General features: G+C 67.9%; 24 protein-coding genes. 10 read left to right on the top strand and 14 right to left on the bottom strand.

Annotated elements, in window-relative coordinates:
* Positions 1-2: 2 nt before the first annotated feature.
* The 6 genes from ACK8CO_RS03570 to ACK8CO_RS03595 form a co-directional block, all read right to left on the bottom strand.
* Positions 3-371, bottom strand: a complete 369-nt coding sequence (locus tag ACK8CO_RS03570; RefSeq protein ID WP_080615758.1) for a response regulator — start codon at positions 369-371, stop codon at positions 3-5.
* Positions 368-661: a hypothetical protein gene (locus ACK8CO_RS03575; RefSeq protein ID WP_080615757.1), complete on the bottom strand. Its 294-nt coding sequence runs from the start codon at positions 659-661 to the stop codon at positions 368-370. Before ACK8CO_RS03575 ends, ACK8CO_RS03570 begins: the two co-directional genes overlap by 4 nt.
* Positions 662-961: 300 nt before the next feature.
* A complete protein-coding gene (locus ACK8CO_RS03580; RefSeq protein WP_080615756.1) occupies positions 962-1,840 on the bottom strand; it encodes a transglutaminase family protein in 879 nt (292 codons plus the stop codon).
* Between the two features lie 20 nt (positions 1,841-1,860).
* Positions 1,861-4,263 carry a circularly permuted type 2 ATP-grasp protein gene (locus tag ACK8CO_RS03585; protein WP_414898189.1) on the bottom strand — a complete coding sequence of 801 codons (2,403 nt, stop codon included), beginning with the start codon at positions 4,261-4,263 and terminating at the stop codon, positions 1,861-1,863.
* A gap of 1 nt (position 4,264) precedes the next feature.
* Complete coding sequence (locus tag ACK8CO_RS03590; protein WP_414898190.1) at positions 4,265-7,666, bottom strand: DUF2126 domain-containing protein; 3,402 nt, start codon at positions 7,664-7,666, stop codon at positions 4,265-4,267.
* Positions 7,667-7,822: 156 nt separating this feature from the next.
* Complete coding sequence (locus ACK8CO_RS03595) at positions 7,823-9,451, bottom strand: FAD-dependent oxidoreductase (protein WP_414898191.1); 1,629 nt, start codon at positions 9,449-9,451, stop codon at positions 7,823-7,825.
* Positions 9,452-9,663: 212 nt separating this feature from the next.
* Between ACK8CO_RS03595 and ACK8CO_RS03600 the strand changes: the two genes are divergently transcribed.
* The 3 genes from ACK8CO_RS03600 to ACK8CO_RS03610 are packed head-to-tail and all read left to right on the top strand — an operon-like array spanning position 9,664 to position 12,823.
* Positions 9,664-10,203 carry a TRAP transporter small permease subunit gene (locus ACK8CO_RS03600; protein WP_060834292.1) on the top strand — a complete coding sequence of 180 codons (540 nt, stop codon included), beginning with the start codon at positions 9,664-9,666 and terminating at the stop codon, positions 10,201-10,203.
* Complete coding sequence (locus ACK8CO_RS03605) at positions 10,200-11,738, top strand: TRAP transporter large permease (RefSeq protein ID WP_080615751.1); 1,539 nt, start codon at positions 10,200-10,202, stop codon at positions 11,736-11,738. Before ACK8CO_RS03600 ends, ACK8CO_RS03605 begins: the two co-directional genes overlap by 4 nt.
* A 20-nt stretch (positions 11,739-11,758) precedes the next feature.
* Positions 11,759-12,823, top strand: coding sequence for a TRAP transporter substrate-binding protein (locus ACK8CO_RS03610; protein ID WP_414898192.1), 1,065 nt, complete (start codon positions 11,759-11,761; stop codon positions 12,821-12,823).
* A 231-nt stretch (positions 12,824-13,054) separates the two neighbouring features.
* On the opposite strand, the gene ACK8CO_RS03615 is transcribed toward ACK8CO_RS03610, so the two are convergent.
* Both ACK8CO_RS03615 and ACK8CO_RS03620 read right to left on the bottom strand, forming a co-directional pair.
* Complete coding sequence (locus tag ACK8CO_RS03615; RefSeq protein ID WP_414898193.1) at positions 13,055-14,248, bottom strand: IS3 family transposase; 1,194 nt, start codon at positions 14,246-14,248, stop codon at positions 13,055-13,057.
* Positions 14,249-14,395: 147 nt separating this feature from the next.
* Positions 14,396-14,779, bottom strand: coding sequence for a transposase (locus tag ACK8CO_RS03620; protein WP_414898194.1), 384 nt, complete (start codon positions 14,777-14,779; stop codon positions 14,396-14,398).
* 1,192 nt (positions 14,780-15,971) lie between these two features.
* On the opposite strand from ACK8CO_RS03620, the gene rpmB reads away from it, so the two are divergent.
* The 3 genes from rpmB (at position 15,972) to ACK8CO_RS03635 (ending at position 17,401) form a co-directional block, all read left to right on the top strand.
* Entirely contained in the window at positions 15,972-16,259 is a 288-nt protein-coding gene (gene rpmB / locus ACK8CO_RS03625; RefSeq protein WP_075781720.1) for a 50S ribosomal protein L28, read from the top strand.
* Between the two features lie 246 nt (positions 16,260-16,505).
* Complete coding sequence (locus ACK8CO_RS03630) at positions 16,506-16,856, top strand: hypothetical protein (RefSeq protein WP_414898195.1); 351 nt, start codon at positions 16,506-16,508, stop codon at positions 16,854-16,856.
* A gap of 44 nt (positions 16,857-16,900) precedes the next feature.
* Complete coding sequence (locus ACK8CO_RS03635; RefSeq protein WP_414898196.1) at positions 16,901-17,401, top strand: copper chaperone PCu(A)C; 501 nt, start codon at positions 16,901-16,903, stop codon at positions 17,399-17,401.
* A gap of 46 nt (positions 17,402-17,447) precedes the next feature.
* Here ACK8CO_RS03635 and ACK8CO_RS03640 read toward each other — a convergent pair whose 3' ends face one another.
* Positions 17,448-18,149 (bottom strand): NAD-dependent deacylase, encoded by a 702-nt coding sequence (locus ACK8CO_RS03640; protein ID WP_414898197.1) that lies wholly within the window; start codon positions 18,147-18,149, stop codon positions 17,448-17,450.
* Positions 18,150-18,191: 42 nt separating this feature from the next.
* Here ACK8CO_RS03640 and ACK8CO_RS03645 point away from each other — a divergent pair, with 42 nt between their 5' ends.
* Positions 18,192-18,644: a low molecular weight protein-tyrosine-phosphatase gene (locus ACK8CO_RS03645; RefSeq protein ID WP_414898198.1), complete on the top strand. Its 453-nt coding sequence runs from the start codon at positions 18,192-18,194 to the stop codon at positions 18,642-18,644.
* An 11-nt stretch (positions 18,645-18,655) separates the two neighbouring features.
* Here the strand turns inward: ACK8CO_RS03645 and ACK8CO_RS03650 are convergent, their stop codons facing one another.
* The 5 genes from ACK8CO_RS03650 to ACK8CO_RS03670 form a co-directional block, all read right to left on the bottom strand.
* Positions 18,656-19,612 (bottom strand): 2-hydroxyacid dehydrogenase, encoded by a 957-nt coding sequence (locus ACK8CO_RS03650; RefSeq protein ID WP_414898199.1) that lies wholly within the window; start codon positions 19,610-19,612, stop codon positions 18,656-18,658.
* On the bottom strand, positions 19,612-19,950 hold the full coding sequence (locus ACK8CO_RS03655) for a tRNA-binding protein (protein WP_414898200.1): 339 nt from the start codon (positions 19,948-19,950) through the stop codon (positions 19,612-19,614). Before ACK8CO_RS03655 ends, ACK8CO_RS03650 begins: the two co-directional genes overlap by 1 nt.
* A complete protein-coding gene (gene proC, locus ACK8CO_RS03660; protein WP_414898201.1) occupies positions 19,947-20,768 on the bottom strand; it encodes a pyrroline-5-carboxylate reductase in 822 nt (273 codons plus the stop codon). The genes ACK8CO_RS03655 and proC overlap by 4 nt, the downstream gene beginning before the upstream one ends.
* Before the next feature lie 32 nt (positions 20,769-20,800).
* Positions 20,801-21,304: a YbjN domain-containing protein gene (locus ACK8CO_RS03665; protein WP_080615738.1), complete on the bottom strand. Its 504-nt coding sequence runs from the start codon at positions 21,302-21,304 to the stop codon at positions 20,801-20,803.
* A gap of 656 nt (positions 21,305-21,960) precedes the next feature.
* Positions 21,961-22,200, bottom strand: coding sequence for an accessory factor UbiK family protein (locus ACK8CO_RS03670; protein WP_075785043.1), 240 nt, complete (start codon positions 22,198-22,200; stop codon positions 21,961-21,963).
* Positions 22,201-22,311: 111 nt separating this feature from the next.
* Here ACK8CO_RS03670 and lgt point away from each other — a divergent pair, with 111 nt between their 5' ends.
* From lgt to pgeF, 3 genes are read left to right on the top strand one after another with little or no spacing between them, the layout of a single operon-like run.
* Complete coding sequence (lgt, locus tag ACK8CO_RS03675) at positions 22,312-23,202, top strand: prolipoprotein diacylglyceryl transferase (protein WP_414898202.1); 891 nt, start codon at positions 22,312-22,314, stop codon at positions 23,200-23,202.
* Entirely contained in the window at positions 23,199-24,269 is a 1,071-nt protein-coding gene (locus ACK8CO_RS03680; RefSeq protein ID WP_414898203.1) for a class I SAM-dependent methyltransferase, read from the top strand. Before lgt ends, ACK8CO_RS03680 begins: the two co-directional genes overlap by 4 nt.
* A complete protein-coding gene (pgeF, locus tag ACK8CO_RS03685; RefSeq protein ID WP_080615735.1) occupies positions 24,266-25,021 on the top strand; it encodes a peptidoglycan editing factor PgeF in 756 nt (251 codons plus the stop codon). The genes ACK8CO_RS03680 and pgeF overlap by 4 nt, the downstream gene beginning before the upstream one ends.

Consider the following 25,021-nt stretch of genomic DNA (forward strand, 5'->3'; position numbering starts at 1 on the left):
GCTCAGCGCGCTCCCGTGACCCGGCGGACCACGCTGATCAGACCCTCGTCCTGGAACGGCTTGACGATCCAGCCGGTCGCCCCGGCTGCACGGGCACGTTCCTTGAGGGCGGCGCCGCTTTCCGTGGTCAGCACGAGGATCGGCACACGCGCATTGCTGCCGCCGCCGCGAATGTGCTCGATCACACCGAAGCCATCCATCTTGGGCATGTTGATGTCGGTAATGACCGCGTCGTAGCGGTCCTTCGAGAACTGGTCGACACCGTCCTGGCCGTCATTCGCCGTCGTCACCGCAAAGCCGGCGGAACTGAGCGTCTCCCGGACCATCTCGCGTATCGTGAGCGAGTCGTCGATGGCGAGGATGTTGATCATTGCTGGGCCTCCGCAGTTCCTAGGATCATGTCATGCAGGCCGAGAAGGCTCAGTCCTTCGGAAAAGGCCGGCGAGGCGTCGGAGACGGAAAAGGTGCCGCCGCCGGATTCCACATATTGTCTGAGGAATAGAAGAAGCTGGGCCGAAAGCGCGCTTTGGGCCGGCGCTTCGGCCGCCTGTACAAGAAGCTGCTTCGGGGCCGCCTCCAGGACGGATTTCATGACACCACCCGCGTCCTCCGACCAGGCCGGATCGGTGATGTCGAGCTCATACTGGCATTCGGATTCCATTCCGATCCCTCGAGTTCCTGCAACGTGCGCTCTGTTCAGAAGTGAATACCCCCGCAGAGCCTAAGAAGTGGTGAATGGCGGAAGCCAGGATCGCGGCGCCTGCCCTTGCGATTGCCCCGCCGCGAATTCCGTCAGTCGGACAGGCGGAGACAGGCGGACAAGCGGAATCAGGCGGACAGGCGGATAGGCGGATCTTGCCGGAATTCTTCCGGAGCGCGTCGAGGGCGCGTATGACCTGACGAATCGTCGAAAATTGGCCGCGATCGCGGCGGGTCTGGGCCGGATCTCCGGCATAGCGGCTCAGAGCGGGATCACATCCACCTTGTGATCCGTGCGGTGCGAGCCCGAGGTCCGCGACGAGCCCTTGACCGGCGCCACATCCGCGTAATCGCGCCCGACCGCCACCGCGATATGATCGGGGCCGACCAGCATGTCATTGGTGGGGTCGATCTCGACCCAGCCGGTTTCGACGCCGCACCAGGCCCGGACCCAGGCATGCATGGCATCCGCTCCGTCCAGCCGCGCCTGTCCGGGCGGCGGAACGGTCCGCAGGAAGCCGCTGACATAGCCTGCCGGAATGCCGATCGCGCGCAATGACGCGATGGTGACCTGGCTGATGTCCTGACAGACCCCGCGCCGGTTCCGGAACGCCTCGATCGGCGGGGTCGAGACCTCGGTCGCGCCGGGGTCGAAATCGAATCGCTCGTGAATCGCATGCGACACCACCTTCAGCGCCGCCAGAACCGACATGTCGGGACCGGTCAGCTCTTCGGCGAAGGCGGCAATCTCGGGTTCGTGCCGGATCCGTTCGGACGCGCCCAGGAAGTGATGCGGCGACATCGGCAGAATGCTGTGGATCGACTGCAGCTCGGCGCCGAGCGCGCCCAGCCCGCAGGAGAGATCGAGCATGGTGCCGCGCGGGATCCGCCGCACCCGGCCATCGAAGCGGAACCGGAACTCGGTCTTGCCCGCGTCATGGGCGATCTCGGTGGTGCCATTGCCGAAGAAATCGACCCCGTCGCGTCGGAAATCGGGCTCGGGATCGGCAGAGACCCGGCCCGAAACCAAGGTCTGCTCGCCATTGGTCAGCGGCAGCATCCGCAAGAGCGTGCGGCTCGAGGCGGCCGGGCTGTCATAGACATAGCCGATTTCGAGACGGATGTCGTATTCGATCGGCACGCGCGTTCCCTCCCCGGGCTCTAGCTCAGATAACGCTGGGTCAGCAATGTCGAGATGTCGCGGACGTCCTGCTGGAACCCGAAAAGCCGATCGGGGCCGATATCCTCGGGCACCGCCGCCGACAGCTCAGTATGCAGCAGCAGGATCGCCCGGGCCAGGTCGGACATCGGCGCGCCGGGGGCGCTCTGGCTCAGCATCCGCTCCTGCTCGCGCAGAAGATCGAGCTGGAAGAGGACAGAGCGCGGATTGCCGATATCCAACCCCAGAAGATCGATCACGGTGTTGCGGTCGGTATGGACGGAATAGCGGCGACGATGGGTCATCACGCTGTCGCCCACCTCGATCGCCACGTCGAACCCGCCGGGCGGCTGGGCCGGATCGGCAAAGACCGCCAGCAGCGAGATCATCTGGTCGGCCCGCTCCAGCGCGCGCCCCATCGTCAGGAAGCGCCAGCCGGACGAGCGGAACATGTTCTCATGTACCAGCCCCGAGAACCCGGCAAGCCTGCGCAGCAGCTCGCCCATCGCCCGGACCGCCGGATCGCCCGGCGCCACACGGCCGAAATGGCCCCGCGCGGTGAAGGCAAGGTCGGTCAGCGCGTCCCAGCCATCGGTCGAGAACCGGTCGCGGACCTTGCCCGCACAGCCCTGGGCAGCCTCGAAAAGCTCCAGCACCGCGGCCGGGACCGGCTCGCCGATATCGACCCCGAAGCCCTCGATGAAGGCGCCGAGCCGCGCCACCAGCGGCAAGGACGGATCGCCGCTTTCCGACAATCGCAGATGATAGGCGCGCAGCTCCCGCACCCGCGCCTCGGCGCGTTCGATATAGCGGCCGAGCCAGAACAGGTTGTCGGCGGCGCGGCTGGGCAAGAGGCTCGGGGCACGCCGCAGGAAGGGGCCCTCGCCCGGCCCGCTCAGCGTCTCGGGCTCGACCGGCCGCGCGCTCGTGACCCAGACATCGGCGACCGAGCCGCCATTCTTCATCGCCAGCGCGGTCGGATCGCCTGCCCGCCCGATCCGGGCATAGCCCCCGGGCATCACCACCCAGCCCTTGGGCGTGCGGGTCGCGAAGACCCGGATCAGCGCCGGACGCGGCAGAAGCTGGCCGTCGATCATGGCGGGCGTGGTCGACAGCGTCACCGCCTCCTGCCCCACCAGATCGGGCCCGTCGCGTTCCAGCCATTCGCCGATCGGGCGTCGCGCGGTGCCGCGGAAATCGCCGCCCAGCGCGGTCAGGGCATCGACCTCGAAGGGCAGATCCGGGGACAGCGCCCGACCGATCATCATCCGGTGCAGGTTCTCGTAGACATAGCTGCGCTCCCAGTCCTGCCCGCACCACCAGGTGGCGATGTTGGGCAGTTTCAGCGGCGCCCCCATCAGCCTTTCGCAGATCCTCGGCAGGAAGGCCATCATCGCCCGGGCCTCCAGCACGCCCGAGCCGAGGCAGTTCAGCATGGTGACATCCTGCGCACGCAGCGCGGCCAGCATGCCGGGCGTGCCGAGCGCCGAAGTCTCGTCCAGTTCCAGCGGGTCGGCAAAGCGCGAGTCGAGCCGCCGCCACAGCACGCTGACCGGCTGCGGCCCATGGATGGTGCGCACCATCAGCCGCCCGCGCTCGAGCTTCAGATCCTCGCATTCCAGCAGCAGAAGCCCGAGATAGCGCGCGATATAGGCATGCTCGAAATAGGTGTCCGAATGATGCCCGGGCGTCAGGATCGCGACCTTGCCCTCGCTCCCCGCCTTCAGCGCCGTCATGGCGTTGCGATGGGCGCGGAAGAAGCCCGCCAGACGTTCGACATTGGCCCCCGGAAAGAGATCCTGGAACACCCGGGAGGTCGCCATCCGGTTCTCGAGCGCGAAGCCCGAGCCCGAGGGCGCCTGACTGCGGTCGCCCAGAACCAGCCAGGACCCGTCCGGCGAACGCCCGACCTCGAAGGCCAGGAAATGCAGGAAATGGCCCGAGCGCGGCCGGATCCCCACCACCGGGCGCAGCCATTCGGGATTGCGCGCGATCAGCTCGGCCGGCAACAGCCCGCTGGCGACCAGATCGCCCGTCCCGTAGAGATCGGCCATCACCTTTTCCAGCAGGTCGGCCCGCTGCACGATGCCCTCGACCAGCCCCTGCCATTCGGCCCCGTCGATCACCACCGGCACATGCGACAGCGGCCAGTCGCGCAAAGCCGAGCCGCTCTGGGTGTGCTGGCGGTAATAGACGCCGGCATCATGCAGATGCTGGTCGCCCCGGGCGAAACGCTCGGCCATCTGTTCGGGGCTCTGCCGCGCCAGAAGCCCGATCAAGGGCCGCCAGACCGGACGCAGGCTGCCATCGGGGCGCAAGAGCTCATCGGCCACGCCGGCAGGCGGGCTGTAGGCCTGCAACAATGCCGCAACCGGGTCCTCGGCACTGTCTTCGGGGGCGGTCATGTCACGACAATCCGGGCGGGCGGCGCAGATCGAGGGTCATCGGAAATTCGGGATGCACGGGGTCGGGACCGGGCCGGTACGGCCCGGCATGATGCCCCATCTTCTCGAACCGCGCGAGCCGCCTTGCCTCGGCCTCGTTGGCATTGACCGGGAAGGTGTCATAGCTGCGCCCGCCGGGATGGGCGACGTGATAGGTGCAGCCGCCCAGCGCCCGGCCCGACCAGCTGTCATAGATGTCGAAGACCAGCGGGGCATTGACCGGCAGCACCGGGTGCAGCGCCTCGGCGGGCTGCCAGGCCTTGAAGCGCACGCCCCCGACCCGCACGCCGCTGGTCCCGGTCTCGGTCAGCGGCACCGGGCGACGGTTGCAGGTGACGGAGTAGCGGCCCGGATTGGTGGTCGTCAGCCTGACCTGCAGCCGTTCGACCGAGCTGTCGGTATGGCGCACCGTGCCGCCGATGGCACCGCGCTCGCCCAGCACATGCCAGGGCTCCAGCGCCTGGCGCAGCTCCAGATGCACGCCCTCATATTCGACCTCGCCGCAGAACGGGAAGCGGAACGCGGCCTGCGCCTCGTACCAGTCGGGCCGGAAGGCAAAGCCGTGATCCTGCAGATCGCGCAGCACATCGAGGAAATCGGCCCAGACGAAATGCGGCAGCATGAACCGGTCATGCAGCGCCGTGCCCCAGCGCACCGGCGCGCCCCTGACCGGAGCGTCCCAGAGCCGCGACAGGATCGCCCGGATCAGCACCTGCTGCGCAAGGCTCATGCGCGCATCGGGCGGCATCTCGAAGCCGCGGAACTCGACCAGCCCCAGCCGCCCCGTGGGCCCGTCGGGGGAAAACAGCTTGTCGATGCAGATTTCCGTGCGGTGGGTATTGCCGGTCACGTCGATCAGGACGTTGCGCAGCAGCCTGTCCACCAGCCAGGGCGGCGGCGCCTGGCCCTCGCCCGGGTCGGGAAACTGGCTCAGCGCAATCTCCAGCTCGTACAGACTGTCATGGCGGGCCTCGTCGATCCGGGGCGCCTGACTGGTCGGGCCGATGAAGAGCCCCGAGAACAGGTAGGACAGGCTGGGATGGCGCTGCCAGTAGAGGATCAGCGAGCGCATCAGGTCGGGCCGCCTGAGGAAGGGCGAGTCCATCGGCGTGGCTCCGCCCACCACGACATGGTTGCCCCCACCCGTGCCGCAATGCCTGCCGTCGATCATGAACTTGTCGGCGCCCAGCCGGCACTGCCGTGCCTCTTCATAGACCCCGAAGGTGATCGCCTTGCACTCCTCCCAGCTTTGAGCGGGATGCACGTTGACCTCGAGCACGCCCGGATCCGGCGCGATCCGGATCACGTTCATGCGCGCATCCTGGGGAGGCGTGTAGCCCTCGACATGGATCGGCAGGCCCAGCGCCCGGGCGGTCTCCTCGGCGGCAGCCAGCAGCTCCAGGTAATCCTCCAGTGCCTCGACCGGCGGCATGAACAGGCAAAGCCGCCCGTCACGCGGCTCGACCGCGATGGCGGTGCGCACGGCACCGGCCTTCGGATCGACGCCCTGTTCCATCACGGTCTGGCGCGGCCCCGCAGCCTGCGGTTCCGACACCGGCTGTGTCCGGCCCGGCGTCGCGCCGGGCATGGCAGCGGTCTCTTCCTCGCAGGCGATCCTCTCGAATTCCGCCATCAGCGCGTGACGGCGGTCCGCGCGCCCCGCATGGAAATCGGGCAGCGGACCGGCGGGGGCCGAAGGGTCGGCCGGATAGACGTAAGGATAGGCCGAGGGCGGCACGAAGGGCAGCGACCCCAGCGGCAAGCGAAAGCCCACCGGGCTGTCGCCGGGAATGAGGAAAAGATGGCCGCGCCGGGTCTTCCAGTGTTCCGAGCGCCAGCGCCCGGCAGCCGCCTTCGACTGCCAGCGCTGGATCGGCAGGGCAAAGCCCGCGGGCCGGTCGAGGCCGCGATTGAAGACCCGGGCGATCCGGGCGCGGGTCTCGGGATCCTTCAGTTTCGAATCCTCGGGGGTCACGTTGACCGGCAGCCCGGCCTCCTTGAGGATCCAGTCCACCGGGTCCTCATAGGCGGCATGGACATAATCCGCGCCGACGCCGATGGCCTCGGCCAGCCCGGACAGGAAGCGGCGGGCCTCCTCGGCACTGGCGCCGCTGCGGTCTTCCTCGGCGATGAGGTCCGGGTCCCGCCAGACCGGCACCCCGTCGCGGCGCCAGTAAAGCGAGAAGGTCCAGCGCGGCAGCGTCTCGCCCGGATACCATTTGCCCTGCCCGTAATGCAGAAAGCCCCCGGGCGCGAAGCGGTCCCGCAGCCGCCGGATCAGCCGGTCCGCGAGCCCCCGCTTCATCGGCCCGACAGCGTCGGTATTCCATTCCCCGGCCTCGAAATCGTCGATCGAGACGAAGGTGGGCTCGCCGCCCATGGTCAGCCGCATGTCCTGCGCCGCGATCTGCGCATCGACCTTCTGGCCCAGCGCGTCCAGCGCCTCCCAGGCATCCTCGGGAAAGGGTCTGGTGATGCGGGGATGCTCGGCGGTGCGATGGACCTCCATGTGAAAGCGGAAATCGACCTCGGCCGGGCTCGCCATGCCCGAGATCGGCGCGGCATTGCGGTAATGCGGGGTCGCGGCCAGCGGGATATGGCTTTCGCCGGTCAGAAGGCCACTGGTCGGGTCGAGCCCGATCCAGCCCGCGCCGGGCAGGAAGACCTCGGCCCAGGCATGCAGGTCGGTGAAGTCGTGATCGGTCCCCGCCGGCCCGTCGAGCGCCACCAGATCGGGTTTCAGCTGGATCAGGTAGCCCGAGACGAAACGCGCGGCATAGCCCAGATGGCGCAGCAGCTGCACCAGCAGCCAGCTCGTGTCGCGACAGGAGCCGGAGCGCAACACCAGCGTCTCTTCAGGGCTCTGCACCCCGGGTTCCATCCGGATCAGGTAGTCGATCTCGCGTTCCAGCCGCGCATTCAGGGCGACGAGGAAATCGATGGTCCGGATCTTCTCGCGCGGGACCGAGGCCAGGAAGGCCTGCATCCGCGCGCCCGCGGGCTCGGGGCTGCGGTAGATCGACAGGTCCTCCGCCAGATCGGCCGGATAGTCGAAGGGCCAGTTCTCGGCCGTCTCGTCGACGAAGAAATCGAAGGGGTTGTAGACGGTCATGTCGGCGACCAGATCGACCTCGATCCTCAGCTCGCGCACCGGCTCGGGAAAGACGAAGCGCGACAGCCAGTTGCCATAGGGGTCCTGCTGGTGGTTGACGAAATGCCCGCCGGGCGAGACCTTCAGCGAATGCGAAATCACCCGGGTCCGGCTATGCGGCGCGGGCCGCAGCCGGATCACCTGAGGCCCCAGCGTCACGAGACGATCATAACGGTAATGGGTCAGGTGCCGGATGGTCGCGGTGATCGCCATGGAGGATCCAAACCTTAGCGCAGCTCTCCGGCAGCAAAGACGGTTTTGGTCCCGCTGTAAACTCGGCTACGGTCGCAACCGGGCGGAAGCGGGGTGCGAAACCACCCTTCCTGCCCGAAGCCCGCGGCCAAGCCGGGTTTTCAGACCGGTCCGGACCTATCTGCCGTCCTTTTCATCCCCGCCGGGAAGCGCGACCCCGCGTTCCTCCATATAAGGCTGGAAGTAGTCGCGGAAGGCCGAGAACCCTTCGGCCAGCATCATGAATTCCTCGCGGTTCATGACCAGCACCTTGCAATCCTCCTTGGCGCGCACCGTGGTCCGGCGCCGGGTCGCCCCGAGGATCAGCCGCTCGCCGAAATGCCCGCCCGGGCCGATGATCCGGGTCGTCATCGCGCCGCTCTCGGGGTCGGGCCGCTCCATCTCGACCGCGCCCGTAATCACCGTGTAGAACCCGTCCGAGCGGTCGCCCGCATTGTAGATCCGGTCGCCCGCGCGGTAATAGACATAGCGCAGCGGCGGTTTGCCGTAGAATTTCAGCTGCACCAGGCTGCGCGCCCCCAGCATGTCGAGCGACCAGTTGATCATCACCCGGATGCGGGTGCCGATACCGGGCAGCAGCGCCAGGTAATAGGACCGCCAGATGAACCAGGCGGGAAAGCCGGTGATGTTGCGGCCGAACACATTGGCGACGCCGCGCTTGGCGCCCAGAGAGGCCAGCGCCCCGCGCGAGGCATAGGCGAAGGGCTTCGGCACGCGCCCCTTGACCGTGGCCGCGATGTTCTGCGCCACCCGCTTGGCCTCGCGCACCGCGAATTGCGCGGTCGGCGGCGCGAAATCGGCCCGTTCCGAGGCCCCCTCCTTCAGCGGGATCAGCGCGCAATCGCCCAGCGCCCAGACGCCCTCGACGCCCGGCACCCGCAGCATCCGGTCGACCGGGATCCGCCCCTTGTCGAGCGGCAGCCCCATCCGCTGCACCACCGGCAGCGGCGCATTGCCGATGGTGGCCACGATGGTGCGGGTGTCGATCACCTCGCCCGTGGTGGTGACAAGCTGGCGGTGGGTCGCGCTTTTCACGCCGGTGCCAAGCTTGATGTCGATGCCGTGGCGCTCGAGATGGCCGACCGCGTAATCGGCCAGTTCCTTCGGCATCTCGCCCAGGATGCGCGGCGCGAACTCGATCAGCTGCACCCGCACCTCGGAGGGATCGATCTTGGGATAGAAGCGCAGCGAGCGGTCGATCATCTCCTTCATCTCGCCGACGGTCTCGACCCCCGAGAAGCCGCCGCCGACAACGGTGAAGGTCAGCGCACCGCGCTTGGTATCGGGCAGCTGGGTGACCTGGGCATGTTCGAGCTGCTCGATGACATGGCCGCGCAGACGGCGCGCATCCTCGAGCGTCTTCATCTTCAGCGCATGTTCCTCGAGCCCCGGCATCCGCGAGAAATCGGTGCCCTGCCCCAGCGCGATCACCAGATGGTCATAGGCGATCTCGGTCGGGCGCCGCTGGATGCCCTGGAAGACGGTGACCACCTTGCGGTCGAAATCGACGCTGTCGACCACGGCCTTGCGCACGAAGATGCCGCCGAGGATGAACCGCAGCGGCGAGACCGCATGCGCGGGCATGATCGAGCCGCCCGCCACCTCGGGCAGAAGCGGCTGGAAGACGAAATAGTTCTGGCCGTTGATCACCTCGATCTCGGCCTTGCGGCCGAACTGGCGGCGCAGCGCGCGGGCCGCATACATGCCCCCGAAACCGCCCCCCAGAACCACTATCCTGGTCGCCATCGCGCGCTCCTGTGCTTGCTCGGTTCTGCCGGGCGGTCCTGCCTGGCTCTTGCGGCGTCGCAGCATAAAGCATCGCCTGCCCGCCGCCATACGGTATATTGTCATAGGGGGAACTTCTTGCGGGACCGTGGCGCGGCGGCCCCGGGCGGGACCGCATCCTGTCCAGATCGCCAATTGCGGTTCGGTTCCGTCTGTGGCAATGGCCCGGACCAATGACACGCGCCACAGCCCTCACCGCCTATCTCAGGCTTTGTCACTGGCTCGACCGTGCCACGCTGGCCTTCTGCGTGGTGGCGGCCCTGTTCCTGACCGGCGCGACCCTGGCCATCGTGATCCTGCGCTACGGCTTCGGCACCGGGTCGATCCAGTTCCAGAACGCCGCCGATTATGCCTTCGCGAGCCTTCTGGTCTTCAGCATTCCGGTAACGCTGGCACGCGGCGGACATGTCCGGGTCGAGGTCTTCTCCGAACGGCTGTCGCCGCGCTATATCCGCATCGCCGACATCGTCGCGGTGCTGGTCTTCCTGATCCCGGTCTTCGGCCTGATGATCCGCGCCTTCTGGCCCGATCTTTCCTATTCCTGGTCGATCCGCGAAGGCGCGATCGAGACCGGCGGGCTCGGCGGGCTTTACATCGTCAAATCGGCGCTGCCGCTGGCCTCGGCGCTGATGATCCTGCAGGGGATCGCGATGATCCTGAAACCGTCCGGAAAACCCTCCGAGCGCGGCAAAGACATGCAGGAGACGCTATGACCGGGCAGGAAGGCGTGCTGCTCGCGCTGCTGCTCGGGCTGTTCGGCGGCATTCTCAGCGGCATCCCGGCGATGCTGGCCATCGCGGGCGTACCGCTCGTGACCGCGCTGATCGCCTCGGCCTTCGGGCTGTTCGACCTGAGTTTCCTCAATTTCTTCCCCGGCCGGGTCTGGGGCGTGATGTCGAACCGGCTGCTGATGGCGGTACCGCTCTTCGTGCTGATGGGGGTTCTGCTCGAACGCGCGCAGCTGGCAGAACGCATGCTGGGCGTGCTCGGCCGCCTGACCCGCGGCTCGCCGCGCGGCATGGGGCTGAGCGTGCTGGCCTTCTCGGCGCTGATCGCGGCCTCGACCGGCATCATCGGGGCGACGGTGGTCATGCTGGTGCTGATCTCTCTGCCCGCGATGCGCTCGGCCGGGATCGACAAGCGGCTGGCGGCGGGGCTGATCTGTGCCTCCGGCACGCTCGGTCAGGTGATCCCGCCCTCGATCATCCTGGTGCTGCTGGGCGACCAGATCGGCAATGTCTATCTCGAGGCGCAGCAGGCGGCGGGCAATTTCGCGCCCGACCCGGTCTCGGTCGGCGATCTCTTCGCGGGTGCGCTGCTGCCCGGGCTGATGCTGGTCGCGATCTATGCCGTCTATGTGGCGCTCCGGCTCGGCCCCGCGCCCGAGCCGCGCGCGCCCCGCGAAGCGGTGCCCGTCTCGGAAATCCTGTTCACCTTCCTGCCGCCGGTCCTGCTGATCCTCGCGGTGCTGGGCTCGATCCTCGCCGGCGTCGCCACCACGACCGAGGCAGCGGCACTCGGCGCGGTCGGGGCGTTGCTGATGGCCGCGCAGCGGGCCGGGGGCAGCGCGTTCGGGCGCGGACTGATCGCCTCTGCGGGGCTTGCGGCGCTGCTCCTCGTCGGGATGGGCATGGCCGGGCTCGGCCGCGCAGCCCTCGGCACCCTGCCGGGCCTGCTGGCGCTTGGCGCCGCGATCCTGATCGCGACGGGCACGCTGATGGCGGGCCTCCGGACCTGGCGCGCGGGCCTTTTGCAGGGCGCGCTGAGCGATACCATCCGGATCTCGGGCATGGTCTTCGGCATCGTGGTCGCGGCCTCGCTGCTGTCGCTTGTCTTCCGCGGCTTCGGCGGCGATCATCTCGTCGAGGAGCTCATGGCCGGCCTGCCCGGCGGCGGCATGACCGCGATCTTCCTGGTGATGGCGGTGATCTTCGTCCTGGGCTTCATCCTCGAGGCGGTCGAGATCATCTATATCGTGGTCCCGCTGCTGGGCCCGCCGATCCTGGGCTCGGACATCTCGCCGGTCTGGTTCGCGATCCTGATCGCGATGAACCTGCAGACCTCCTTCCTGACCCCGCCTTTCGGCTTCGCGCTGTTCTATTTCCGCTCGGTCGCGCCGCCCGACATCACCACGCTCGACACCTATCGCGGCGTATTGCCCTTCGTGGCATTGCAGCTCGTGGCCCTCGGCGTCCTGGTCGCCCTGCCCGAGCTTGCGACCTGGCTGCCGCAGACGATATTCCGGTAGGCGCAACGCAAGAGGACATGATGCACCGCAGAACCTTCCTGAAAACGGGCGCCGGCGTCGCCGCGGCCGGCACGCTGGCCAGCCCCGCACTCGCCTCGGGCAAGATCCACTGGAAACTGCCCACCGCCTTTCCCAAGATGGCCCCCGCCGTCGGCACCAATGTCACCAATTTCGCCGCGCGCGTGGCCGCGATGTCGGATGGCCGGCTGAGCTTCACCGTCTATGGCGCGGGCGAGCTGGTGCCGGCCTTCGGCGTCGAGGATGCGGTGCAGGCCGGCAACGCGCCCGTCGGGCATGGGCCGACCTATTACGCTGCGGGCAAGAACCCCGCCCTGCACTGGTTCACCGGTGTGCCCTTCGGCATGACCTCGGCCGAGCACATGGCCTGGCTGCGCTGGGGCGGCGGTCAGGAGGTCTGGGACGAGATCTATGCCCAGCGCAATCTCAAGCCGCTCTATTCCGGCAACTCGAACACGCAGTCTGCCGGCTGGTTCAGGAAGCCGATCGAAAGCGTCGAGGATCTCAAGGGCCTGAACATGCGCATCGCCGGGCTCGGCGGCGAGGTGTTCCGCAAGCTCGGCGTCAATGCGGTGCTGATGCCACCGGCCGAGATCTTCCAGGCGCTGCAATCGGGCGCCATCGACGCGGCCGAATGGGTCTCACCCCATCTCGACCAGGCCTTCGGGCTGCAGAAGATCACCGATATCTGCTACCTGCCCGCCTTCACCGAGCCGGGCGCCGGGCTGGCCGTCGTGTTCAACCAGGATGCCTGGGACGAACTGACGCCCGATCTGCAGGCGATCTGCGAGGCCGCGGCGCTGGCCGCCGCCTATGAGGTGCAGGGCCAGTTCGACCATTTCAACGCCAAGTCGCTGGCCGAGCTCAAGGCGCAGGGCGTGCGCTTCCTCAACTTCCCCGAGGAGGTCATCACCGCCCAGCGCGATGCCTGGAACGAGGTCCAGGATGCGCTGGCCGCCGAGCATGCCGATGTGGCCAAGGTCCGCGCCAGCTACGACCCGGCCCTTGCCGAGGCCCGCGACTATGCCCGGGCGATGACCCTGCCGCTTCTGGCCGGGCGCAGCTGAGCCTGTCGCCTCACCCCTCAAACCCGAAGGGCCGCCCTGCCGGGGCGTCCCTTCCATACTGTCGGGCACTGGTGGCCGGTTGCGGTCGCCGGTTAAGGACTTCACACGATCATGCCCGCATCTATGCAGTCGCAGGATCGATGCAGGAAGCTATTGGATCCGGGATGGCTTTCACCACCATGAACGGACAAGATTTTCTCTTTTGCCGCCGGGATCTGCCGCCATCTTATCTTAGACACTAATCCGCTGGAGCTCGGTGTAGCTATCAGTCGAGGGGATAAATGTCTGGTCTTGCCCCCGTTTCACCGGACATTCAGGCGGTTGCAGCTTAAGCCGCAATGAACTCTCCGAGCTTGCCCCTTCATCCCGGACTGGGCTGATATTCACTGCGGCCATCACGGGGCCCATGTCGATCCTTGCCTGATCCGGCGTCCGGTCGCCGGTGCCAAAGTGACGACGGTGTCGATTGCAGAGGATGACAATCTGCTCGGACAGAGCGGCCTTCGTCTCCTGGCTCATCCGGACCCTGATGCGGTCGACCAGCTCGTTCTTGAGCGATGCGCAGAAGCTCTCCATGGGAGCGTTATCCAGCCACTTGCCTTTCCCGCGCATCGACGCGTCGGCTTTGCGGGTCTCCAGGCGCCGCCTGCAGTCACTGGCCGCGCACTGGACCCCGCGATCCGAGTGACAGATCAACCCCGGTACCGGCCGCCGGTTCTGCAGCGCCATGCCCATCGCATCGAGGGCCAGCCTGATCTTCAGCTGCTCTGACATCGCCCCCCCTACGATCTTCATCGCCGCCATGTCCTCGACCCCGACCAGATAGAGCCAGCCCTCGTCAGCCGGCACCTCGCTGATGTCGGCCAGCCAGATCCTGTCCGGCTCCGCAGCCCTGATATTCCGCTTCGGCAAGTTCGGCGCGATGCCGAGCTTGTGCCGGTTGGCGGTTGTCCGCGGAACGCGGCCGACCGCGCCTTGCTGGCCGATGCCACTCGCCATCACCGCTCGGACCAATGGCGGACAAAGGCAACCGCGGGGTGCCCCGTAGCGCCCGCGGAGCGCCTCGAAGATCGCACATATCCCGGGAAGAAGACTGTCCCGCGCGGCATGGCGCAGCGCTCTTTTCGGGGCGGCGGCGCACCAAGGGGGGAACCAGCTCGTGCTGGTCGAGAGCACCTGCCAGATGAGGCCGACGCCGTGTTCGCCGAGATGGTCCGCGATGAAGGCGAGCTTGTCCTTCATGGCCTCGCCGCCCAAGGCGCGAAAAGCGGTCACAGGCTCACTCGAACGCATGCCGCTCGCCTGTTCACCTGTCCGCATCGCATCCCCCTCTTCCTTCAGGCGCCGGTTCTCGCCGCGCAGCTCGATCAGTTCCGCGGCCTCGACCTGCTGCCGCCGGATTGCCCCGGACGAACCAGCGGCCACGCGTTCAAGTCAAGCCGCCAGCTTTTCAGCCGCGGCGGCGTCACGCCCGGGGTCGCGCGCGATGCCGGTCTGGGCGGCGCCGAGCTCTGACCGACGCGAAACGGCCTGATCCTTGAACCCGCCGGTGAAACGGCGGAGGCTGTCTGCTCATAAGGAGGCCTTCGCTTTGTAAGCACTTCGACTCCCGGTCCGGGATCCGGAGGAACGCTCAGGCCGGTTCTGCATCACCCTCGGGGATGGCCGCATGGCAACGGCATATCCCCCGTCGGCGGTGACGGTATCGATTTCCTCTCCGCGCGGGATCTGAGAGAGCCGCCCCCGCAATGAGAACGATCGGGAGACGATCCGGCGGATCCTTTTTCCGGCGAATGGGCTGTCGTCCTGACCGCGCGAGGGGACCTCGGCTGCGCGGATGTCGCCGGTGGCGGTGTTCATCTGGAGATGAAGCTTGCGTCCTTCGCGCCGGCGCATCGCGCCTTGCTTGCGTGCGGTCCAGTCTCCATCGCTGCGGAAGCGGATGCCATCCGGCATTGCCTCGCACCAAGGGCGGGCAATAGCTCATTGTCGATCAACAGGTTCAAGGGTTGACAGAAGCAGCGGCATGGAGGCTGCACTGCGAGAAGTGCCTGGCGTTGGCACGGCGACGAACAGTCAGGACCTGGCCGGTCGAGCCCGGTCATCCGGATCAGGCGCGCGACCGGGCCGAACAGGCCCCTCAAGCTCAGACATGTCCGGATCGCAGTCGTCAGGGAAATGGCCCCCCGAGCCCGTTTCCTGCCCCTTCAGATTCGGGAAAGGTCTCTGGATACCCCTGTTTGCCCCGGCCACCTGCCCCGCCACTCCATCTCGGAACCGAACCAGATCGCCAAAGGCCCTGGTCGTTCCTGTCCGGGGAGCTGGTGTCATGTCGACACCGCTGGCGGTGTGATCCCGGGAGGTCCTCGAGCTGCAGGATTAAGATGGCGTCTCGAAGCGTCACCCCAGGCCATACCGAGAGCCCGATGACCAAGACCAGCATGGACCCACCCGAACTTCTGCCCGGGCTGCGGCCACAGGATCGGCCTCATCACCCGTCGCCTCGGCACGCCGGATCCATGGGCCGCTTTGCCAAGATTGTGTTGAAAAACTCTGCGAACCGCAAAAATGACTCGAAATCTTGGAATATTGTCCCTGCAGACTGCCCCTTGGCAAAACGCATTTGCTCAGGAGGGGCTTCGCGGGAGGTTGTTCTGCTGATCTGCCCGGTCTCGCCCGTTCAGAGACTTTTTCAACAGTATCCCAAGCCACCCGGTCCCCGACTGGCGCATGACGGGCGCCGACCCCGCGACCCCGACCGCCCCGGCCCTCGCCACCCGCCGGGCAGCCCTCCGTTCCAGATGATCCACCGCGAGGCCGCTGCACAAGCCACACAGCTCGCCCCAAGAGCCGACAGCGCGGGCGTCGAAACCCGGATCTGGCGTGACCGGGGGCATTTCCCGCCCCAAACCGGCGATGACAGGATCGCGCTTTGCCCTGACCGGAGGATCGCTGCTCCCCAGACCATCCCACCCCGCTTCCATACCCCGCCTCATCGCGCCAGGCCTCCCATTCCCGCACAGCCCCCCTCCCCTGCCTCGGGATGAATCGCTTGACCTCGCCCCTTCTTCCCCCTATTCAGCCCGGACAGAATTCCCGGCGCTGCCTTTGCGGCGTCTGTCGCTTTATCGAAACGAGGAAAACAACCATGTCGCGCGTCTGCGAACTGACCGGCAAAGGGCCGATGACCGGCAACAATGTCAGCCACGCCCATAACAAGACCAGGCGCCGGTTCCTGCCGAACCTCAACGAGGTGACCCTGATCTCCGACGTCCTGGGCCGGTCCTTCAAGTTCCGCGTATCGGCCGCGGGCCTGCGCACCGTCGACCACCGCGGCGGCTTGGACAACTTCCTGGCAAAGGCCAGCGAAGCAGAGCTTTCCGACAAGGCCCTCAAGGTCAAGAAAGACATCGAGAAGGCCCAGGCCACCGCCTGATCCGGCCCGGCCGACCCTTCTTGTGCAAAACAGTCCGACGGCCCCGCTTGCGCGGGGCCTTTTGCATGCGCCCCTTCTTCTTGGCACCAATACCCCCGCCGGAGGCGCCGCGCGCCTGCGCGCGGCCCGGCCCAACTCGGGCCAAGCGGGGCGCCAGCCCCGTGCAGGCCGGAGGCGGGAGCGCCCGCCCGCTGCCCGACGCGAAACCGGCTCGCCCCCGGTCTCGAACCGCTCTAGACTCGCGCCATGACCGGGCTCCGCTCTCTCCTCGGCCTCTGCCTCGCACTGCTGTTCGCGCTCACCTCGCTGAGCCTCGCGGCGGCACGCACGGCGCCGCGCCCGGTCGACCGGATCCTGCTCTGCGCCGGCTTCGGCCTGCAGACCATAGAGATCGACGCGACCGGGCAGCCGACCGGACCGCCGCATATCTGCCCCGACGGGCTCGCGGCGCTGGCAGCCCTTGCCCCCGCGCCCCCAGCCCTGCCGCTCCGCCTGCTCCGCGCCCGGCCGCTGCGCCGCCCGGCCCGGCGGCCCGCTCCCTGCGGATGCCGCCCAGCGCGGCCCCGCTCGCGCGCCCCTCCCGGCCGCATCGCCTGACCACCGAAGACCCTTCCAGACAGCCAAGGACCAGGAGGCCAGAAATGTCCCTGAAAACCACTCTCTATGCGGGCCTTATCGCGCTCGCCTCCGCCCTGCCCGCCATTGCCGGAGATATCGTCGTCGAGGGCGCCTATGCCCGCGTCTCCTCGCCGATGGCGCAATCGGGCGCCGCCTTCATGACCCTCGTCAACAACGGCGCCGAGGACGACCGGCTGATCGCCGCCTCTTCCGACGCCGCCGAGCGGGTCGAGCTGCACACCCATGTCTCGGATGCCAATGGCGTGATGCGGATGATCGAGGTCGAGGAGGGCTTCCCGCTGCCCGCCCATGGCCGGCACGAGCTGCGCCGCGGCGGCGATCATGTCATGCTGCTCGGCCTGACCCGTCCACTGAACCCGGGCGACATGGTCGATCTGACCCTGACCTTCGAGAGGGCCGGCAAGCTCAAGATCCAGGCCCCGGTCGAGAAGGTCCGTCCGTCGGTGGGCGGCCATGCCGGCAACGGCGCAGACATGCCGATGAAGGGCCACATGGCGCAATAGGCCGCTCGGGGCGCCGGGGGCCATCCGGCCTCCGGCCCATCCATCCTCAGCCCCGGGCGCCGAGATAGTCCTCGACCCAGCCCGGCACGATCTCCGAGGCGGGCCCGTGCCGGACCCGGTCGAAATAGCCGGCCGTCTCGGAGGGCTCGAGGTTCAGCTCGAGCGTTCCGGCCCCGGCCCTTGCCGCATCCTGCACGAAGGCCGCCGCCGGATAGACGCTGCCCGAGGTGCCGATCGCCACGAACAGATCGGCCACGCGCAGCGCCTCCCAGATCTCTTCCATGTGATAGGGCATCTCGCCGAACCAGACGATGTCGGGCCGGGTCGCGGGCGCGCCGCAGGACGGGCAGGCATCCGCCACCCGCATCTCGGCCGGCGCCTGCCAGCCCGCGCCGCAGGCCGTGCAGCGCGCCCGTGCCAGTTCGCCATGCATGTGCCAGACCGCGCGGCTTCCGGCGCGCTCATGAAGATCGTCGACATTCTGGGTCACGATCCGGACCGATCCGGGCGGCAGCGCCGCCTCGAGCCGGGCCAGAGCCAGATGCGCCGGGTTCGGCGCCGCCTCGGCCGCATTCCGGCGCCGCGCATTGTAGAACTCCATCACCAACCCTGGATCGCGGGCAAAGCCCTCGGGCGTCGCCACGTCGTTCAGGTCGTAGCGGGTCCAGAGCCCGTCCACGTCGCGGAACGTGCCAAGCCCGCTTTCGGCCGAGATCCCGGCCCCGGTGAGAATCACGATCTTGGTCATCAGGCCTACCTCCGCTATCCCTCAGAGCAAAAGGAGGCCGCCATGACCACCCGAATCCTCTTTGTCTGTCTCGGCAATATCTGCCGCTCGCCGACCGCGCATGCGGTGTTCCAGACCCTGGCCCAGGCCGAGGGCCTCGATGTCGAGGTCGAAAGCGCGGGAACGGGGGGCTGGCATGTGGGCGATCCGCCCGACCCGCGCGCGATCCGCGCCGCGGCCGGGCGTGGCTACGACCTGACACGGCTGCGCGCCTGCCAGGTCAGGGCCGCCGATTTCGCCACCTACGATCTGATCCTCGCGATGGACCGCTCGAACCTCACCGCGCTGGAGCGGATGCGTCCGATCGACAGCGAAACGCCGGTCAGTCTGTTCCTCGACTTTGCCGAAGCCGACCGCGACGAGCTGCCCGACCCCTATTACGACGGCAGCTTCGATCTGGTGCTCGATCTGGTCGAGGACGCCTCGCGCGGGCTCATCCGCCATCTGGCGGGCTGAGCCCCGACCGCTCAGCCGACCGGATCGGGCAGCGGCCGGCCGTCCAGATGGGCGCGGATATTCTCGACCGCCATCAGCCCCATGGCGGTTCTGACCTCCAGCGTCGCGGTGCCGAGATGGGGCAGAAGCGTCACGTTCTCGCGGCCCCGCAGCGCCTCGGGCACCTCGGGTTCGAATTCGTAGACATCAAGTCCCGCCCCCGCGATCTTGCCCGCCTCGAGCGCCGCGATCAGCGCCGCCTCGTCGACCACCTCGCCGCGCGAGATGTTCACGAGATGCGCCGTGGGCTTCATCGCCGCCAGCACGCCGGCCCCGATCAGATGCCGGGTCGCGGCCCCGCCCGGCACCGCCGAGACGAGGATATCGACCTCGGCCGCCAGCGCCTCGGGGCTGCCGAGCGCCCGGGCCGGAAAATCCAGCACCTTCGGGCTGCGGCTGTGATAGAGAACCTCCATACCGAAGCCGAAATGACAGCGCCGGGCAATGGCCTGCCCGATATTTCCCATGCCGAGAATGCCAACCGTCCGGCCGGTCACATGCAGCCCCAGCATCTGCGTCGGATGCCAGCCCTGCCAGCGGCCCGCGCGCACCAGCCGCTCGCCCTCGCCTGCGCGGCGGCAGCTCATCAGGATCAGCATCATGGCGATATCGGCGGTCGCATCGGTCACGGCGCCGGGAGTGTTGGTCACCGCCACTCCGACCGCCCGCGCCGCCGCCACGTCGATATGGTTGAAGCCGACGCCGAAATTGGCCAGCAGACGCGCCCGCGGCGCGGGCACATCGGCGAAGACCACGGCCGAGAAGGCATCGCCCAGCGTCGGCAGCACGATGTCATAGCCCGTGAGCGCCGCGCGCAGCTCGTCCGGCGACAGCGGCTGCGTCGACTGCCGGAACTCGGTCTCGCCCAGGATCCGGACCGCCTCGACGACCATCTCGGGCATCGGGCGGGTGACGAGGATCTTCGCCATCAGAACAGCCGCCCGCCCAGAGGCACGTCCTTGTCGGGCACGATCAGCACCACCTCGCCATTCTCGTCGGGCAGACCGAGCACCAGCACCTCGGAGCGGACCTTGCCGATCTGGCGCGGCGGGAAGTTGACCACCCCCAGCACGCGGCGGCCCGGCAGGTCCTCGGGCGCGTAATGCGCGGTGATCTGGGCCGAGCTTTTCTTCTCGCCGATCTCTGGGCCGAAATCGACCCAGAGCCGGATCGCGGGCTTGCGCGCCTCGGGATAGGGCTCTGCCCGGGTGATCTGCCCCACCCGGATATCGACCTTGAGAAAATCGTCGAAGGAAATCTCGCTCATGCGCCAAGTTCCCTGCCGCGTGCCGTCGCGGCCGCGACCGCCTTTTCCAGCAGCGACGGAAAGCCGGTCTCGGGGTCCATCAGCACCGCCAGCGCCGCCGCCGTCGTGCCGCCCGGCGAGGTGACGTTGATACGCAACTGTGCGGGGTCCTCGGCGGCATCCTCGGCCAGTTGCCCCGCCCCCGCGACCGTGGCCCGGGCCAGTTTCATCGCCATTTCCGGCGGCAGCCCGGCGGCCTCGCCCGCCTTGGCCAGGGTCTCGATCAGGTGGAACACATAGGCGGGCCCGGAGCCCGAAACGGCCGTGACCGCATCCATCTGGCTTTCATCGTCAAGCCGCACCGTCTGCCCCACGGCCGACAGAAGCGTCTCGGCCAGCGCCAGCCCCGCCTCGTCGACCTTGGCGTTGCCGATCAGAGCGGTGATGCCGCGCCCGACGGCGGCGGGGGTGTTCGGGATGGTCCGCACCACCGGTGCCCCGGCACCCAGCCGGTCCGTGAAATAGCCAAGCGTCTTGCCCGCCGCGATCGATACGAACAGCGTGCGCCCATCGGCAAAGCCCGCTACCTGCGGCAGCGCCTCGTCCATCAGCTGCGGCTTGACCGCAAGCAGCACCAGCGCGGGCGCCCCGGGCAGATCCTCGTTGAGATGAAGCCCCTCGGCGGCCCGTGCGCGCAGCCAGTCGGAGGGGTGCGGATCGAGCACCCAGACCGCACCTGCGGGCAGGCCGCGCTTCAGCCAGCCCTCGAGCAGCGCCGATCCCATCTTGCCGCAGCCCAGAAGCACCAGCCCCCGGGCGGAAAGGTCGTCGAATTCCATGATATGCCCCTTCTGCCTGTCGGGGCCGGAGGTTAGGCGCGCCCGTAGGCATCCGCAATGGCGACCTGCAGGGCATTGGCGGGCGTGCGGTCGGCCCAGACCACCAGCTGGAAGGCCGGGTAGAAGCGCTCGCAGGAGGACACCGCCGCCTGGATCAGCTGGTCGATCTGCTCCGGGCTTGCGGTCTGCCCGCCCGACAGCATCAGCCCGTGGCGCCAGACCATGAGCCGCTGATCGTGCCAGAAGGTGAAGGCTCCGGCCCAGCACATGTCATTGGTGGCATTGAGCGTCTCGTAAAGCACCGGCAGACGTTCGGGCGGGGGCTCCATCTCGAAGGTGCAGACCAGCCGCAGCGTCTCGTCGAAGGCCGACCAGGCCAGGGTGATCGAATAGGTCCGCCACTGGCCGACCACCGCCATCGCGATCTGGTCATCGGTGACACGGTCGAATTCCCAGTCATGATGCGAGGCGAGAGTCTCGACTAGGTCGATGGGATGGATCTCGTCGCTCAGCAGGTAATCTTCGGTATAGCTCATGCCCGGCCTCGCTTTCGGTCTAGCCCAGGCTGGACCGAGGCCCACTAGGCTTTGGCTCTTGCTCTAGGTCCGGGGGAGCGCCCCCGTTTCCTTACAAAATATGGTGAGGGCAAAGCCGGAGGCTGTAAAGTGGATTTTTGTTAAGTTTGAAAGACAGACCGCAATATCTTGTGGACAATTCAGGCGTGACGCGGAAATCCGGAACGCGCCGGGGATCTGTGGATAAAGAGATCCCTGCCGGACGGTCTCCGGCCAAAGCTCTCGGAAGGCCGGCCGGCCCGCGCACGGCCTCCGGGCCCATCAGACGGCGCGGGTTGCCTTGCACCATCGCGATGACACCCGAGCGGAACCGGACAGGGAAAGAGACCATCTTCCGATGCGGAGAGGCGGCCCGTTATCCGGCGCGCGACGATCCAGAGGGGCAAAGACGGACAGCGGGACCGCCCGGGAGGCGCAGCCCCATGTCAGGCCCGGGTCCGGACCGGCAAAGGCTGGCAGAGGCGGGATGCCAGACAGGATCCGCCGATGCCGTGAGACGGATAAAGCCCGGCTGCGGCAGCAGACCGGACAAGGCCCGCGGCGGGACGCGCCGCTTTGCCCTAGAACGAATTTTCGTCGAAAATTCGCCCCCTGGCGGCCGCCGCGCAGAGCGCCGCCTATTTCGCTTCCAGCGCCGCGATCCGGGCTTTGAGCGCCTCGTTCTCCTCGCGCGCCTTCTGCGCCATCGCCCGCACCGCGTCGAATTCCTCACGCGTCACGAAATTCCGGTCGGCGAGCCAACGGTCGAGCATACTCTTCATGGCGGTCTCGGCTTCGTCCTTGGCCCCCTGGGCCACACCCATGGCATTCGTCATCAGCTTCGACATGTCGTCGAGAAATTTGTTGCGGGTCTGCATGGCGGCCTCTGGCTTTTATACTGGCTTTCACAATCGCGCCCTATATGGCCCGCAGGCGCGCCAAGCTCAAGGTTGACTTCGCCGCGCCGCACAGAGAACAGAAGACCCAGGATGCAAGCGGTACTCTCTTTCCCCGACCTCAGCCCCGAGATCTTCTCGATCTCGGTCTTCGGCCTCGATTTTGCGCTGCGCTGGTACGCGCTGGCCTACATCGCGGGCATCGTGCTTGGCTGGCGCCTCGTCGTCGCGCTGATGCGCCGCGACTGGCTCTGGGCCGGCTCCCGCCCGCCGATGCGCCCCGATCAGGTCGAAGAGCTTCTGACCTGGATCGTGCTGGGCGTGATCCTCGGCGGAAGGCTGGGCTTCGTGCTGTTCTACAAGCCCCATGAATACCTCCAGGCCCCCTGGGAGATCCCGATGCTCTGGCATGGCGGGATGTCCTTCCATGGCGGCCTTCTGGGGGTGATGGCCGCGCTCGTGATCTTCACCCGCAAACAGGCCGTTCCGCTTCTGCCGGCTGCGGACGCGCTCGCGCTCGCAGTGCCCATCGGCCTCTTCTTCGGACGGATCGCGAATTTCATCAATGCCGAGCTCTGGGGCCGTCCCTCGGATCTGCCCTGGGCGGTCGTCTTTCCGGGCGCAGCCGCGCAATACTGCCCCGACTGGAACAGCCTGCCCTGCGCCCGCCACCCCTCGCAGCTCTACGAGGCCGGGCTGGAGGGCCTTCTGCTCGGCGGGCTCCTGCTCTGGCTCGCACTGGCCCGCGGCGCGCTCAAGGCGCCCGGACGGATCGCCGGAACCTTCTTCACAGGTTACGGGCTAGCGCGCTTCGCGGTCGAGTTCCTCCGCCAGCCCGATGCGCAATTCGCAGGCCCCGGCAACCCGCTCGGGCTTGCCCTGCACTGGCAGGGTTACGGGCTGACCATGGGCCAGTTTCTGTCTCTGCCGATGATCGCGTTCGGCCTCGGCCTCATCCTGCACGCGGCAAGGCCCCGGACATGACCGAAACCCCGCTCGCCCGCCTTCTCGCCCGGCGAATCGCCGCGACCGGCCCCATCAGCATCGCCGAGTTCATGACCGATTGCCTGATGCATCCCGAACATGGCTATTACAGCACCCGCGACCCGTTCGGGCTGTCGGGCGATTTCACCACCGCCCCCGAGATCAGCCAGATGTTCGGCGAGCTTCTGGGGCTCTGGCTCGCGCAGGTCTGGCTCGACCAGGGCGCGCCCGCCCCCTTCACCCTGGCCGAGCTGGGCCCCGGGCGCGGCACGCTGATGGCCGATCTCTGGCGCGCGACACGGGGCGTGCCGGGGTTTCACGCCGCCGCGCGGCTGCATCTTGTCGAGACCTCGCCCCATCTCAGGGCCCGCCAACGTGCAACCCTGCCCGAGCAGGACATCGCCTGGCTCGACAGCGTCGACGCGCTGCCCGAGGCGCCGCTTTTCCTGATTGCCAACGAATTCTTCGACGCCCTGCCGATCCGCCAGTTCCAGCGCGACGCCGCCGGCTGGTGCGAGCGTCTGGTCGGGCTACACGGCGGGCGGCTGAGCCTCGGGCTGTCTGCGCCCTTGCCGCTGGCCGCGCTCGATCACCGGCTTGCCGATACCACGCCCGGCGACATCGTCGAGACCTGCACCGCCGCCGAGGCCATCCTCGCGCACCTCGCCGCGCGGATTTCCGCCCATGGCGGCGCGACGCTGATCGTCGATTACGGCGGCTGGCACAGCCTTGGCGACACCCTGCAGGCGCTGCGCGCGCACCGGCCCGAGCCGGTCCTGGCCCATCCCGGCGAGGCCGACCTGACCGCGCATGTCGATTTCGAGGCGCTGGCCCGGGCCGCAACCGGCCTGCAGGTCAGCGGCCCCGTGCCGCAGGGCGCCTTTCTCGAACGACTGGGAATTGCGGCCCGGACCGAGATTCTGGCGCGAAACCTTGCCGGCGATGCCCTTGCAGGACATCTCGCCGCACATCGCCGCTTGACCCATCCCGAGGAAATGGGAACGCTCTTCAAGACGCTCGCCCTCACCCCCGCACACGCTCCCGATCCGCCAGGACTGCAGTCATGACTCTGGAAATACTCACCTCTGACGCGCTGGCTCCGCTCCGCCACGGGTTCTTCACCCGCCGCGGCGGCGCCTCTTCGGGGGTATTCGCGGGGCTGAATTGCGGCGGCGGCTCGTCGGACCTGTCCGAGGCGGTGGCGATCAACCGCAACCGGGTGGCAGGCGCGATGGGGGTGAAGAACGACCGGCTGGTCACCGTTCACCAGGTGCATTCCGCGGCTGTCGCGGTGATCGAGGCCCTGCCCGAAACCCCGCTGCGCGCCGATGCGATGGTAACGCGGCAGCCCGACCTGGCGCTGGGCGTGCTGACCGCCGACTGCCAGCCGGTTCTCTTCGCCGATCACGGCGCCGGCGTGGTCGGCGCGGCCCATGCCGGCTGGCGCGGGGCGCTTGGCGGCATTCTCGAGGCCACGCTCGAGGCGATGGAGGCGCTCGGCGCCCGGCGCGCGGAGACGACCGCGGTGATCGGCCCCACGATCAGCCAGCGTGCCTATGAGGTGGGTCCCGACTTCCTTGACGCCTTCCTGAGCGAAGACCCGGATTCGGCACGGTTCTTCGCCGCCGGCCATGGCGACCGGATGCAGTTCGACCTGCCGGGCTTCAGCCTCGCGCGGCTGCGGGGCGCCGGTATCGGCCAGGCGGCCTGGACCCGGCATTGCACCTATTCCGACCCCGAGCGGTTCTTTTCCTACCGGCGCAGCGTGCATGTCGGCGAGGCCGATTACGGGCGGCTGATCTCGACGATCCGGCTGTAA

This window comes from Rhodovulum sp. HP10 (genome assembly GCF_047553435.1).
In the GTDB taxonomy this organism is placed as follows: Bacteria; Pseudomonadota; Alphaproteobacteria; order Rhodobacterales; family Rhodobacteraceae; genus Rhodovulum.